Annotated in this window: 15 protein-coding genes; 12 read left to right on the forward strand and 3 right to left on the reverse strand. The window is 28.4% G+C overall.

The window, feature by feature from the left end:
• The first annotated feature begins 60 nt into the window (after positions 1-60).
• The 3 genes from FIA58_RS06235 (at position 61) to FIA58_RS06245 (ending at position 2,471) form a co-directional block, all read left to right on the forward strand.
• Positions 61-975 carry a helix-turn-helix domain-containing protein gene (locus FIA58_RS06235; RefSeq protein WP_140961275.1) on the forward strand — a complete coding sequence of 305 codons (915 nt, stop codon included), beginning with the start codon at positions 61-63 and terminating at the stop codon, positions 973-975.
• A 123-nt stretch (positions 976-1,098) separates the two neighbouring features.
• Complete coding sequence (locus tag FIA58_RS06240; RefSeq protein WP_140961277.1) at positions 1,099-1,665, forward strand: Crp/Fnr family transcriptional regulator; 567 nt, start codon at positions 1,099-1,101, stop codon at positions 1,663-1,665.
• Positions 1,666-1,742: 77 nt separating this feature from the next.
• Positions 1,743-2,471: an SDR family oxidoreductase gene (locus FIA58_RS06245; protein ID WP_140961279.1), complete on the forward strand. Its 729-nt coding sequence runs from the start codon at positions 1,743-1,745 to the stop codon at positions 2,469-2,471.
• 423 nt (positions 2,472-2,894) lie between these two features.
• Here the strand turns inward: FIA58_RS06245 and FIA58_RS06250 are convergent, their stop codons facing one another.
• Both FIA58_RS06250 and FIA58_RS06255 read right to left on the reverse strand, forming a co-directional pair.
• Entirely contained in the window at positions 2,895-3,617 is a 723-nt protein-coding gene (locus FIA58_RS06250) for a LytR/AlgR family response regulator transcription factor (protein ID WP_140961281.1), read from the reverse strand.
• Positions 3,614-4,528, reverse strand: coding sequence for a sensor histidine kinase (locus FIA58_RS06255; protein ID WP_243754642.1), 915 nt, complete (start codon positions 4,526-4,528; stop codon positions 3,614-3,616). The genes FIA58_RS06250 and FIA58_RS06255 overlap by 4 nt, the downstream gene beginning before the upstream one ends.
• A 346-nt stretch (positions 4,529-4,874) precedes the next feature.
• Here FIA58_RS06255 and FIA58_RS06260 point away from each other — a divergent pair, with 346 nt between their 5' ends.
• The 7 genes from FIA58_RS06260 (at position 4,875) to FIA58_RS21790 (ending at position 10,433) form a co-directional block, all read left to right on the forward strand.
• Positions 4,875-7,250 carry a TonB-dependent receptor gene (locus tag FIA58_RS06260; protein ID WP_140961285.1) on the forward strand — a complete coding sequence of 792 codons (2,376 nt, stop codon included), beginning with the start codon at positions 4,875-4,877 and terminating at the stop codon, positions 7,248-7,250.
• A 13-nt stretch (positions 7,251-7,263) separates the two neighbouring features.
• A complete protein-coding gene (locus tag FIA58_RS06265) occupies positions 7,264-8,085 on the forward strand; it encodes a DUF4249 family protein (protein ID WP_140961287.1) in 822 nt (273 codons plus the stop codon).
• A 95-nt stretch (positions 8,086-8,180) separates the two neighbouring features.
• On the forward strand, positions 8,181-8,510 hold the full coding sequence (locus FIA58_RS06270; RefSeq protein ID WP_140961289.1) for a hypothetical protein: 330 nt from the start codon (positions 8,181-8,183) through the stop codon (positions 8,508-8,510).
• A 37-nt stretch (positions 8,511-8,547) separates the two neighbouring features.
• On the forward strand, positions 8,548-8,781 hold the full coding sequence (locus FIA58_RS06275; RefSeq protein WP_140961291.1) for a hypothetical protein: 234 nt from the start codon (positions 8,548-8,550) through the stop codon (positions 8,779-8,781).
• Between the two features lie 22 nt (positions 8,782-8,803).
• Positions 8,804-9,673: an SDR family oxidoreductase gene (locus FIA58_RS06280; protein ID WP_140961293.1), complete on the forward strand. Its 870-nt coding sequence runs from the start codon at positions 8,804-8,806 to the stop codon at positions 9,671-9,673.
• 113 nt (positions 9,674-9,786) lie between these two features.
• Entirely contained in the window at positions 9,787-10,209 is a 423-nt protein-coding gene (locus FIA58_RS21300; RefSeq protein ID WP_208022765.1) for a lipid-binding SYLF domain-containing protein, read from the forward strand.
• Positions 10,206-10,433 carry a YSC84-related protein gene (locus tag FIA58_RS21790; RefSeq protein WP_394352406.1) on the forward strand — a complete coding sequence of 76 codons (228 nt, stop codon included), beginning with the start codon at positions 10,206-10,208 and terminating at the stop codon, positions 10,431-10,433. Before FIA58_RS21300 ends, FIA58_RS21790 begins: the two co-directional genes overlap by 4 nt.
• Before the next feature lie 146 nt (positions 10,434-10,579).
• Here the strand turns inward: FIA58_RS21790 and FIA58_RS06290 are convergent, their stop codons facing one another.
• Positions 10,580-10,942: a winged helix-turn-helix transcriptional regulator gene (locus FIA58_RS06290; protein WP_140961295.1), complete on the reverse strand. Its 363-nt coding sequence runs from the start codon at positions 10,940-10,942 to the stop codon at positions 10,580-10,582.
• A gap of 129 nt (positions 10,943-11,071) precedes the next feature.
• On the opposite strand from FIA58_RS06290, the gene FIA58_RS06295 reads away from it, so the two are divergent.
• Positions 11,072-12,118, forward strand: a complete 1,047-nt coding sequence (locus FIA58_RS06295; protein ID WP_208022766.1) for an NADP-dependent oxidoreductase — start codon at positions 11,072-11,074, stop codon at positions 12,116-12,118.
• Positions 12,119-12,182: 64 nt separating this feature from the next.
• Positions 12,183-12,626 carry a nuclear transport factor 2 family protein gene (locus FIA58_RS06300; RefSeq protein WP_140961298.1) on the forward strand — a complete coding sequence of 148 codons (444 nt, stop codon included), beginning with the start codon at positions 12,183-12,185 and terminating at the stop codon, positions 12,624-12,626.
• Positions 12,627-13,472 lie beyond the last annotated feature (846 nt).

The following is a 13,472-nucleotide window of genomic DNA, read 5'->3' on the forward strand; positions in this document are numbered from 1 at the left end:
AACAATAAAGTCGGACTCAAAATTTGGGTTCGACTTTATTTTGTATATTTATAAAACACTATGGAACAAAATAAAATTCATAAAATAAATACGATTAGCGAATTTCATAAAATTACAAATTTGCTAAAACCACAACATCCTTTGATTAGTTTGGTAGATTATTCTTTGGTTGAATATTTAGTTGATGAAAAAACTATAAATTGGGTTCAAGGTTTTTATACTATTGGCTTAAAACGAAATTTACAAGGTAAAGTAAGATATGGGCAACAAACCTACGATTTTAATGAAGGTTTGCTTTCTTTTATAGCTTCAGGACAACGAATTCAATTTGAAATAGTAAAACAAGATCCAAAACCTACTGGTTGGTTGTTATGTATTCATCCTGATTTTTTGTGGAATACAGTGCTTGCAAAAAATATAAAACTGTATGATTTTTTTGGATATGCAGTTAACGAAGCTTTGTTTTTATCTGAAAAGGAAGAAGAAATAATAATCAATGTAATGAAAAACATTGAGCAAGAATACCATTCCAATATTGATAAATTTAGTCAAAATATTATTATTGCACAAATAGAAGTGTTACTTAATTATGCCGAACGATTTTATCAACGTCAGTTTATTACAAGAAAAATTAATAATCATCAAATTTTAGGACAATTAGAGGATATACTTAACAACTATATTAATACCAAAGCTGCCAATAAAAGTTTACCAACAGTACAGTTCATTGCTGATGAATTAAATATTTCGGCTAACTATTTAAGCAGTCTTTTAAAAACATTAACTGGGCAAAGTACACAACAAATTATTCATGAAAAACTGATTGAAAAAGCCAAAGAAAAACTATCTAGTACAAAACTTACTATAAGTGAAATTGCTTATGAATTAGGGTTTGAACACTCACAATCATTTAGTAGGTTATTTAAGAAAAAAGAAAATATGAGTCCTGTGGAATTTAGAAATACTTTTAATTAAACTACTGTTTCTCTATATTTTTATATAATTTTTTTGCTTAAAAAATAAATTGATACTCATTTAAAAAAGAAATAATTTACCAAATGATAAATTCAGAAATATTTGTTTCACTAACTTTGTTTTATGGAAGAATTGATGCGATATATTTTACAATTTGGTAATTTGAATAAGCTACAAATTGAATTGATAGAGAAAAATATAACTTTTTTAGAAATTCAAAAAGACAACTATTTTTCAGAAGCAGGAAAAATACCAAAACAAGTTGGTTTTGTTATTGAAGGAGTAATTCGTGGTTGTTATTATAATAATAAAAGCGAAGAAATCACAAGATGTTTTATTAGCGAAAATAGTTTAGTAGTAGATTATGTTAATTTTGAATCTAATACTGTTACTACAGAATATTTACAAGCTATTACCAATTGTAAATTAATCGTTTTCTCAAAACACAATTGGGAAGAGCTTTCTCAAACAATTGTTGGTTGGAACACTATAAAAAATAAAATGGTGCAAAAATGTATGTATCAAAAATCTAGAAAAAACCCTGTTATTTCACAAGATGCTACTACTAGATATTTAGAATTTTTAGAAAATTATCCATCACTTGCAAATCGAATTCCGTTGGCTCATATCGCTTCTTATATAGGTGTTACACAACAATCGTTAAGTAGAATTAGAAAAAACATTTCATAAAAGCGTTTTTTACCAAATGGTAAACCATGTAATTTTATATCAAACTAATTTTGCTCAATAAAATAAAATTTAGCAAAATGAAAATAGCATTAATTACTGGAGCAAATAAAGGAATTGGTTTGGAAACCGCAAAGCAACTTTCTAAAAAAGGAATATTTGTATATATAGGAAGTAGAGATATTAAAAAAGGTAAATTAATTGTAGATAAATTAATAAGCGAAGGTTTTAAAAACATTAAAGCAATTGAACTTGATGTTACAAAGATTGAAACCATTATATCTGCAAAAAAAATTATAGAAAGAGAAACTAGTCAATTGGATATTTTGATAAACAATGCTGGCATTTCTGGTGGTTTTGATCAGTCAGCTTTAACGTCTAGTACAGAGCAATTTAGAGAAGTGTTTGAAACCAATCTTTATGGAGTTGTAAGTGTTTGCCAAACTTTTGTTGAATTATTAAAAAAATCAGATAAACCTCGAATTGTAAATGTAAGTACCGCAATGGCTTCGCTTACTTTGTTTTCAGATTTTAATAATCATACTACAAGATTTGTTGCTTATCAAGCATCAAAAACAGCTTTAAATATGTACACTATTAATTTAGCTTATGAATTACGGGAAACAAATATTAAAATAAATGCAGTTTGTCCGGGTTACACACAAACTGATTTTACAGGTCATCAAGGAACTAGTTCGGTAGAACAAGCCGCAAAACGAATTTCAAAATATACTTTAATTGAACAAGATGGCGTTACAGGAAGATTCTTTAGTGAAGAATATTTTGGCAAAGAGAATTGTCCTTGGTAAAAGCAGTAATATTATAAATTTGAAGGATGTAAAAAGTAGCAAAACTTCTCAAAATTTGAATCTTTAACCGAATTCCATAAGATGCTGGGCTTATCTAAGCCTTTGCATCCGTTGATAAGTTTTATAAATATTAAGACTTTGAAATTTTATCCGAAGCATTGGGTAATTCATTTATTCTTAAATTTATGTGATGGCTAAACTCACATGTCCAATTAGAACACTCACTGTCATTTAGTAGGTTGTTTAAGAAAAATAAAAAAACATGAGTCCTATGGAATTTAGGGCTTCTTTCAATTAAAATAAACAATTAAATTGCAAAATTCAGGAAATAAGTTTTAAAATAAAAAGTAATTCAAAGTTTTGTAAATTAGAAAATTCTCCTTTTTACATCATTAAATATAAGAAAATCATATCAAAATTAAACTACCTACTCAATATTCTTTTACTCACGAATTCATTAAAAAAGAAATCTCTATACACATTGCCGATAGGTATTTCATTTTTGCCAATATAAACAGTATTGTTGTCAACAGACTCAATGAATTTTGAATTAATAATGTATGATTTACTAACTCTAACAAATAAACTTTTTGGCAAGTGCTCATGTATGCTTTTAATATTCATTGCAGTAATTATTTTTTGACTTTCTATATGAATTACTACATAATCTTTTAATCCTTCAATGAATTGAATTTCAATGAAATAGACTTTGAACATTTTTCTATCAGCTTTTACAAAAAAATAATCTTCAGTAAAATTTTCTATTTTATTTGTTGAAAAATCAACATCAATAAGTTTTGAATATGTATTTGCTTTATCAACTGCTTTTCGAAAGCGTTCTAATTTTACTGGTTTTATTAAATAATCTATGGCATCAACTTCATAACTGTCTGTTGCAAATTCAGAAAAAGCTGTAGTAAAAATTACAAAAGTTTCTTTTGGAATTGTTTTAGCAAATTCAATACCATTTATGCCTGGCATTTGTATATCTAGAAATATTAAATCAATTTTATTTTCATACATAAATTCGGATGCCGAAGCTGCACTATTAAATGAATTAATGAGTGTTAAATTTTGCGTTTTTTCAATCAACATTTCTATAGCTTCTCTAGCTAGAGGTTCATCATCTACTATAATACAATTCATAATTTTATATTTAAGGTTATACAAAATGTCTCTTTATTTTCTTCTATTTTTAGATTATGGGAAGTTGGAAATAGAAGTTCCAATCTTCTTTTAATATTTACTAAACCTAATCCTCCTGTTTTATAAATAGCCTTCATTAAAGGTTTAGAATTAATACATTTGAAAAAAAGTTTACCATTTCTAATATCAAAAAATAAATGAACAAAAGATGTTTTTGATGTGTCATTATTATGCTTTACAGCATTTTCTACAAATGAAATAAATAATAATGGTGGTATTTGCACTCCATTTAAATCTCCTTCTTTTGAAATTAAAAAATCGAAATTATCACGTCTAACTTTTTCTAAATTTAAAAAATCTTCCAAAAAATGAATATCTGAAGTCAATAAAACCTTATCTCGGGCACTATCATACAATTGATAACGTAATAAATCACTTAATTTCATTAAAACTTGCGATGCCTTTTCTGGATCTCTTTTTGTAAGTACATTAGCATTATTGAGCATGTTGAATAAAAAATGAGGATTGATTTGATTTTTTAACTGTTCCAATTCTGCAGATGTTTTAGATTTCTCAAGTTCAAAAATTAATTGTCTATCTAATATCCATTTTTGAAATAATTTAACTGAAGTAGATGCAGACACAAGAACAACAATCAAAGCGGCAAAAAGAGGAATATTTAATCCATCACTATCAATTCCTTCTCCAAATAAATTACAGCCAATTCTGTATGTAAGTGCTGATAAAGAAATTATTCCCAAAATAGACATACAATACAAAACATATTTATTTCTAAATAATAATTTAGGAACTAATAAATACATATTAACATAAAAAAGCAGTAGAAAAAATAGCAGAATCAATGTTGGTTCTGTCACTTCGGGTGTACTATTATATAAAACAACACTCATAAAGAGTATTAGTAAAAGATGCCTAAACAATCTATACTTTGGGGATATAAAGAATTGAAATATAAAATTTTCGTTCATAAAAAGTAGTATTATATCATGTTGTGAATTTTAAACAATACAAATTTAAGATATATACTAAAAACAAATTTGAATTTATACAAAAGCACTGTCTTATTATACAAAACGATATTTATTGTCAAATTTATATAAATAGTTCATTTTAATGCAATTATACTATGATTGAATTTGGTATAAAAAATAATTCATTTCGTATAATTAAAAATATTGTGGTAATAATAAAATATAGTTTAGCCGAAAAATAAGTTTAAATCTAATTCGGTTAAATATGAAAGACAAAGTCAAGGTATGCTTGTTATTCTTTTTTGCTTTTCTTTTAGAAGCAAATGCTCAGGATAAAGTTACACTAAGTGGTACAATTGCTGATATTGAAAACAATGAAACATTGTTAGGTGTTAATATTTATATTAAAGAACTTAACACTGGAGTTACAACAAACAATTATGGTTTTTACTCCATAACGGTTCCTAAAGGTGAATATACAATTTTTATTACCTATATGGGATATGCAACTATTCAAGAAAAAGTTTCATTAAATCAGAGTATTCAAAGAAATTTTAGTCTTACATATAAAAGCACTGCTCTTGATGAAGTTGTGTTGACTGCAAATAATCTTAAATCTAACATCAAAAAACCTGAAATGAGTGTTAATAAACTCTCAATTTCTACCATAAAAAAAATGCCAGCAGTTATGGGAGAAGTAGATGTGTTGAAATCGGTATTGCAGCTACCTGGAGTTACAAATGCACAAGAGGGAGCTACAGGGTTCAATGTTAGAGGTGGTTCTGTTGATGGAAACCTTGTATTGTTGGATGAAGCAATAATATATAATACTTCTCACCTTTTTGGTTTCTTTTCAGTTTTTAATTCAGATGTAATAAAAGATTTAAAATTATATAAAGGAGGAATACCAGCCAATTTTGGAGGTAGAATTTCATCTGTATTAGATATTTATCAGAAAGAAGGAAATAGTAAAGAATATCATTTTAATGGAGGAATCGGGGCAATATCTAGTAGATTACTAGTTGAAGGACCGATTGTTAAAGAAAAAAGTTCATTTGTTCTAGCAGGTAGAGGGTCTTATGCACATCTTTTTCTTAAACTAGCGGACGAACCAAATTCAGCTTATTTCTATGACATCAATGCAAAGTTTAATTACAAATTCAATGATAATAATAATGTGTTTGCATCTGGATATTTTGGATATGATAAAATGAATTTCAACAACAATTTCATTAACAACTATGGTAATTCATTCTTTAATTTAAGATGGAATCATTTTTTCTCAGATAAATTATTTTCTAACGCATCTATAATTTATAGTGATTATGATTATGGATTAAAATTAAAATTTGTTGGTATTGATTGGAAATCGGAAGTAAAAAACTATAATTTCAAATATGATTTCAAACACTACCTTACAAATAATCTAACGTTAAATTATGGAATAAATTCTATAAAATATGATTTTAATCCAGGTACAATTAATCCTGTTGATGCATCTTCAAGTATTAATCCAGACCAAATTGCTAAAAAGTTTGCCTTTGAAAATGCGATATATGTGAGTGCGGAACATAAATTTAATGATAAATTATCTATAAATTATGGACTTCGTTACAGTAATTTTCAACGTTTAGGTGAAGAAGAGGTTAGTACATATGCCAATAATCAAGCGGTTATCTTCAATCAAGATTTTCAAGTTTACGAAGAAGCTACTCCTACAGGAAGTATAAAATATGGTAAGAATAAATCTATTGCAAGTTTTGGTAATCTTGAACCTCGTTTTGCAGTATCTTATTCTTTGAATAACGATCAATCAATCAAAGCAAGTTATAATCGTATGAGTCAGTATGTTCATTTGATTTCGAATACGGCTTCAGTTTCTCCATTAGATATTTGGGCGCCTAGTGATAATTATTTAAAGCCAGAAATTTTAGATCAAGTGGCACTTGGCTATTTTAGAAATTTTAAAAATGGAGATTACTCATTAGAAGTTGAAACGTATTATAAAAAAGTAAAAAACAAAGCAGACTATATTGATGGTGCGGAATTAATTGCAAATAAGAATATAGAAAGAGTACTTCTTAATGGAGAAGCTCGTTCATATGGTTTAGAGATAATGGCTAAAAAAAATACTGGTAAATTAACGGGATGGTTATCTTATACTCTATCTAAAGCGGAACAAAGAACTCCTGGAAGAAATAGTTTTGAACCAGGTATAAATAATGGTGAATGGTATCGTGCAAATTATGACAAAACACATAATCTATCTGTAACAGGTGCTTATCAATTAACTAAAAAATGGTCATTCGGGGGGATTTTTACGTATCAAACTGGAAAAGCAGCAACGTTTCCAAATGGAAAATATGAATATCAAGGAATTAATATAGCTAGTTATGGAACTAGAAATGCTAATTCTCTTTCGGCATATCATCATTTAGATTTATCGGCAACTTATATTCCAAAACCAGAGAAGAAAAAAGGTTGGCAAGGAGAATGGGTTTTTAGTATTTACAATGCATACGCAAGGAAAAACGCTGCTTCATTCAATTTTGGTCAAAATATAGACACTGGTGCAAGTGAAGCAAAAAAAATGTCAATATTTGGAATCATTCCAAGTGTAACTTACAATTTTAAATTTTAAAAATATAATTAAGATGAAAACATTAATTAAAATTATAATTGGATTAACTGGTTTGTTTTTAACTGGTTGTGAGGAAGTTGTTCAGGTCGATTTAGAAACTGGGGCACCAAAACTAGTTATAGATGCTTCTATTGACTGGGTAAAAGGAACTATGGGTAACGAACAAAAAATAAAATTATCTACATCAACAGGGTATTATAGTTCGTCATTTCCAACAGTATCGGGTGCTTCTATCACTGTAGAAAATTCTTCAAGTGTGATTTTTGATTTTATTGAAACCCCTGGAACAGGAGAATACATATGTGATAATTTTCAACCTGTAATTGGTGAAACTTATACCTTAACTATTTTATTAAATGGTCAAGTATACACAGCGAGCGAAAACTTAATTAGTGTGCCTAATATAGAAGATAATGTAATTCAAAATAATGATGCTGGTTTTGGAGGTGATGAAGTTGAAGTTCTTGCCAAGTTTCAGGACAATGGTTCAGAGGAAAATTATTATTTATATCGTCATAAATCAAATAGAGTTGCTTTTCCACAATATCAAGTGGAAAATGATCAAAATGTGCAAGGGAATCAAATTACAATGTATTATTCAAATAAAGATTTAGTAGCAGGGGATCCATTAAATATTAAGTTATATGGAATTTCTAGAAGGTATTATGAATATTTTAAGAAAATTCTTCTAGCATCAGGAAATGATGATAGCCCTTTTCCATCAACGCCAGCTGCAGTAAGGGGTAATATTGTTAATCAAACAAACTTTAACAATTTTGCTTTTGGATATTTTAGGTTATCTGAAGTAGATGTAAAGGATTATGTTATACAATAATAGTTAAGTTTTCATATTTTATTTTAGTTAAATTTTGATTAAATGCTGGGCAAAATGCACAGCCCAGCATTTTTTATCAATTTAAAAATAATTTAGTGAATAATAAAAAGAGATACAACAACAAAAAAAAATCTATTTTAAAAATAGGTTGTTTTCTAGGTGTCATAAATATAATAATTTCAATTATTGATATAATAACTAACATAGAAAATATTGATTTTCTTATTGCTAATAATTTAATTGCTTTTATATGTATACTAGGTATTTGTCGTATGAAAATATGGGCAATATTTACATATATAGCTGTTTTTGTGGTTAATCAAGTTATTCTAGTGTTATGTAATCAATGGGTTTTCTTTCAAACATTGTTACCTTTAATTGTGATAAGTATTGCTTTAAAAAAAATAGATGAAATGGGTTTATAATTACATATTAAATTATTTATAAATAAATTTTATTCATATGGAATTAAGTCAAAGTAGTTTTCATTTTAAAATAAATAGTAACTATGAGTATCAAATTTTCTGGATTACTTATGAAGTTATGAAAATATGCCCAAATGTAGAGTTAACAAGTACTAAAGTTGATAATCAATTTTATATGATTTCAATTTTAAATTCAAATCTAACATTGTCCGATATTAAGATTATTTTGTTAGAAAATAGTATAGATTATGAGTTAGTATTAACAGCTTAAAGGATAAAAAAAAATAGTAAGGATGAAAAAAACAATGATTACAGGAGCAACTGGACAATATGGAAAAGTTGTAATAGATGAATTGATAAAAAAAGGAGTTGACAGTAAATCAATTTATGCATTAGTTAGGGATGAAACTAAAGCAGAGAATTTAAAAAATATAGGTGTGAATATTGTTATTGGAGATTATAGCGATTATAACTCATTGATTTCAGCATTTTATGGGATTGATAAGTTGCTTTTTGTTTCAAGTGGAGAATTAGAAAATCGTATTAAACAACATTTACAAGTCATTAAAGCGGCAAAAAAGACAGGAGTTAAACATATACTTTACACAAGCCAAATACATAAGACAGATAGTATAACTTCACCAATGAATTTTGTAATGAAATCACATTTGGCTACAGAAAATAATTTAATTGAAAGCGGTATTGAATATACTATCCTTAGAAATGGACTTTATTTAGATATGCTACCTTTATTTTTAGGTAAAAATGTTTTAGAAAAGGGAATTTTTCTTCCAGCAGGTGAAGGTAAAATAGCTTTTGCATTACGAAATGAAATGGCAGAAGTGGCTGCAAATATAATAATATCAGAAAGACACCAAAATAAAATTTATAATATCTCTTTACCTGGGGTATCCTTTACAGAGATTGCTACTATAATATCTGAAATTACAAATAAAAATATAACTTATTTAAGTTCGAGTTTAGATATATTTCTACATACAATGATAAATAATGGAATGCCAAAGATGTATGCTGAAATGATAGGTGGATTTTCTGCTGCAGCTAAACAAGGTGAATTAGAAGGAGGAAAATCACAAATGGAAAAACTTTTAGAAAAAACACCTACAAGCGTAAAGGCATTCTCAGAGAAAATGTATAATTAGAAATCCATTAACTATCGTAAACAACATTTTGGAATTGCCAATAATAGTAGTTTTATTAACTTATCACTAGATCTAGTATGTTTTTAACAAATAATAATTAAATCTAAAATCTTATGAATGCATCAAAATTTTGGAAAGCACCTCTTATAATGAGTGCAATTTTCTTACTTACTTCGGCTATTAAATCAGACAAAGAAACAGAACGTATTAACAAATCAGCAAAAGTGCTGGTAGACATCAGTAAAATGGAGGAAAGCATACCACACGAACTAATGGTTCATTATGAAGCTGTAATAGTGATCCCTAAATTGCTAAACTTAGGTTTTGGCGTAGGAGGCAAACGAGGTAGAGGAATAGCTTTGGTCAAACTACCTAATGGTAAGTGGAGTAATCCTGTGTTTATTACTTTAACTGGAGGTAGTGTTGGTTTCCAAGCTGGTGTACAATCTGTAGACCTCGTTTTAGTATTCAAAAATAAAGGGATACTTACTAAAGTTAATAATGGAGATTTACTATTGGTGGCGATATATCTGTGACTGCTGGTCCCGTAGGTCGTAACTTAAGTGGTCACACAGATTATAAATTAGATGCCGAAATCTATTCCTATTCACGCAGCAAAGGAGTTTTTGCGGGTATCAGTATTAATGGTTCAAATCTGGCGATAGATAAATCATCTAATGAGAATTTTATGGCAAAGACATTACTTCACAAGCCATATTTAATAATACAGAAAGTAGAGACAAAGCTGTCGAAAATTTAAAAGTTGTCTTATCTGCTTTTTAACTTAAAGTATTTGATTTAGATACCAAAGTAATAGGAATGATTTGTTGTCGTGTTCTTGAAATTAATTACGACAATAAATCGTTTTCACTGCTTATAATCGTGTCAATTATTAGGATAGTGTCATTATTTACATACTTCGCACTCTTCAATTTCCTTAGCGATTTGCTTTTTACCCCAATTGTGTAAATGCTCAATAAACGGAATTAGTTCATATCCAGTTTCTGACAAGGAATATTCTACTTTGGGTGGTACTACTTGATAAACTTTGCGATTGATAAGTTTATCTTCTTCCAGTTCACGAAGTGTTTGTGTTAACATTTTTGTTGTTATATCAGGCATAGTTCTGCTTAATTCCCCATATCGTAAAACACCTTTTAAAAACAAATACCACAATATTCTTGCTTTATATTTTCCGCCAATTCGTTTAAAAGCAAAATCTACTGCACATATTTGAATATTTTCAGTAATATTTAAATTATTTTTCATTTTAATTTTATTATAACTTATTAATTTTCAGCAATACATACTTTTTTGTATGTAACATACAAAAAAGTACATACTTGACACAAAGATATATATAATTTAATTTTGTAACAAATAATTAAATATATAGTAATGGAAAAATTTCAAAAAAAACACGAAAGAAATGAAACTCGTTTGGTTATGAAAGCGATTAGACAACATAAATTTGGTGGAACAGAAGTGCTACAATATGAAGATGCACCAATTCCCGAATTAAAGTCAGGAGAAGTCCGAGTAAAAGTCAAAGCAATAGGACTTAATCCACCAGATTGGTATTTGCGTGATGGTTATAAAATGTTACCGCCAGAATGGCAACCTGTAGTTCCGTTCCCAATAATTTTAGGAACAGATATTTCGGGTATTATAGAAGCTATCGCTACAGATGTAACCGAATTTTCGGTTGGTGAAGAGGTATATTCTATGGTGCGTTTTCCTAGTTTTGGTCAAAGTCAAGCATATGCAGAATATATTACTATACCTGTCTCTGAAGTTGCTTTAAAACCAAAAAAAATAGATCATATTCTTTCTGCTGCTGCTCCAATGTCACTACTAACGGCTTGGCAATTTATGATAGAATTAGGACATAATGAACCTAATCCGTTGCAACCCAAAAAACATGAACCTGTTCCCCTTAAAGGTAAAACTGTGCTTATAAACGGAGCTGGTGGTGGAGTTGGACATTTTGCCGTACAACTCGCTAAATGGAAAGGAGCAAAAGTAATTGCCGTAGCTTCTACTAAACAAGAAGCCTTGTTGAGAGAGTTAGGAGCAGATGAATTTTTTGATTATACAAAAGAGAAAGTAGAAGATATTGTTAAAGATATAGACTTAGTTGTTGATACTGTTGGAGGAGCAACGACAGGAAGATTTTTACGAATACTTAAGCCAGGTGGTTCTTTGTTTCCAATTTTTCCATTAGGTTTTTCTGGAACTGAAGAAGCTAAAAAATTAGGTGTGACTGTTTCTGCAACACAAGTACGTTCGAGTGGTGCTCAACTGAAAGAATTAGCTCGTTTGCTTGATTATGGAACGATTCGTGTTGTAATTGATAGTGTTTTTTCACTTGCAGATGCGGGCAAAGCACACGAAAGAGCAGCTGAAGGACATATACAAGGAAAGATTGTACTTAAAGTATCGTAAGTATAGAAATTTACAAAACTAAAGAGGCTTTAAGTTTTACAAAGCATCTTTAAAAAACAAATGTATGAGTAGCAAAGAAATAATAGATAGAATTTTATTGAAAGAACTGGTTGATGAAATTTCGATTCTTGGTGACAAAAAAGATTATGTTAATCAGGTTGAATTGTTTACGGAAAATGCCATATCTGAAACAATAGCTAATGGTATTACTATTTTAAAGTTGCAAGGAAGAAAAAGTATGGAAAAAACTTTCAAGGAGTTTCTTAAAGATTTTGAAACGGTGTATCATTTTAATGGTCAGCAAGTGGTTACTATAAACGATAATACGGCTACAGGAAAATGTTATTGTTTGATAACACTTATTGGTAACGAAAACGGTAAAAAAATAAAAACCACTATCGGTGCAATTTACGAAGATGACTACATTCTTGTCAATAATCAATGGTTAGTGGCCAAGCGTGTGGGAACTTTTGACTGGCAGGAAAAGGTGAATTTAAACGTAGAATAATTCTTAGAAGAGGCTGTCCGAAAAGACCGCAATCTTGTCAAACTTGTTTCAGTTTATTTCTATAAAAAACTGAATTTCAGCACTTATTAGATTCCGATTCATCTAGGCGAAAGGAATGACGATTTTATTACTTTTCGGACAGTCTCTTTATTCTATTAGATTTTAATTGCTTCGTTTCAAAAGTTTAATTCCTATTAAACGAAAATTTCCCTTTTAAATCATCCAATCCCTTGCTTACTTTTATGCCCAATATTTTTTTTGCAAAATGTTTAGGAATTATTAATTTTTTGTAACCAAATATCTCACTTACTCTTTAAATAGAATGTGGTTATCGTAAGAACTATTAGTTAATTTATAAATTGTTTTACCACTAAGTCATAATTAAAGGTTTCTGAAATTATAATTGTTACATTTAAAAGAAAGTAATTTACTAAAGCAACATACTAGAACATTATTAGTTTCATAAATGAGTACAACTATTTTATTCCTACAGAGAATCAATCAATGAGGCACTTAATGACTTCGTCCTTTTGAAATTACTATAATAAATGTAAACCAATCAAAGTATTAATATTACCTACCCGAGAATTATTGGCTAAAATCCTTTAAAGCTTAAATGTGAGAAATTAGCAGATTTTAAGTACAACATTTTTGCATAACTTTATCTAATAGATAAAGAGCAAACATTAAAAAGATTTAAGTTATTCTTGTTATATTCAATTATACTTTGTCCTAAAGTATAAAAATGATAACTTAGATTTATTTTTAAACAATCTACTAAATATTATAGGTGTTCAGAACCCAATTGATAAGCAATTTAACTAACAGGTAAATTTATGATAGATA

This window comes from Flavobacterium jejuense (genome assembly GCF_006491595.2).
In the GTDB taxonomy this organism is placed as follows: domain Bacteria; phylum Bacteroidota; class Bacteroidia; order Flavobacteriales; family Flavobacteriaceae; genus Flavobacterium; species Flavobacterium jejuense.

Excerpts from the sequence above, each read along its gene's own strand:
- FIA58_RS06235 (WP_140961275.1), top strand. The coding sequence starts at position 61 with ATGGAACAAAATAAAATTCATAAAATAAATACGATTAGCGAATTTCAT.
- FIA58_RS06240 (WP_140961277.1), top strand. The coding sequence starts at position 1,099 with ATGGAAGAATTGATGCGATATATTTTACAATTTGGTAATTTGAATAAG.
- FIA58_RS06245 (WP_140961279.1), top strand. The coding sequence starts at position 1,743 with ATGAAAATAGCATTAATTACTGGAGCAAATAAAGGAATTGGTTTGGAA.
- FIA58_RS06250 (WP_140961281.1), bottom strand. The coding sequence starts at position 3,617 with ATGAATTGTATTATAGTAGATGATGAACCTCTAGCTAGAGAAGCTATA.
- FIA58_RS06255 (WP_243754642.1), bottom strand. The coding sequence starts at position 4,528 with ATGAGTGTTGTTTTATATAATAGTACACCCGAAGTGACAGAACCAACA.
- FIA58_RS06260 (WP_140961285.1), top strand. The coding sequence starts at position 4,875 with ATGAAAGACAAAGTCAAGGTATGCTTGTTATTCTTTTTTGCTTTTCTT.
- FIA58_RS06265 (WP_140961287.1), top strand. The coding sequence starts at position 7,264 with ATGAAAACATTAATTAAAATTATAATTGGATTAACTGGTTTGTTTTTA.
- FIA58_RS06275 (WP_140961291.1), top strand. The coding sequence starts at position 8,548 with ATGGAATTAAGTCAAAGTAGTTTTCATTTTAAAATAAATAGTAACTAT.
- FIA58_RS06280 (WP_140961293.1), top strand. The coding sequence starts at position 8,804 with ATGAAAAAAACAATGATTACAGGAGCAACTGGACAATATGGAAAAGTT.
- FIA58_RS21300 (WP_208022765.1), top strand. The coding sequence starts at position 9,787 with ATGAATGCATCAAAATTTTGGAAAGCACCTCTTATAATGAGTGCAATT.
- FIA58_RS06290 (WP_140961295.1), bottom strand. The coding sequence starts at position 10,942 with ATGAAAAATAATTTAAATATTACTGAAAATATTCAAATATGTGCAGTA.
- FIA58_RS06295 (WP_208022766.1), top strand. The coding sequence starts at position 11,072 with ATGGAAAAATTTCAAAAAAAACACGAAAGAAATGAAACTCGTTTGGTT.
- FIA58_RS06300 (WP_140961298.1), top strand. The coding sequence starts at position 12,183 with ATGAGTAGCAAAGAAATAATAGATAGAATTTTATTGAAAGAACTGGTT.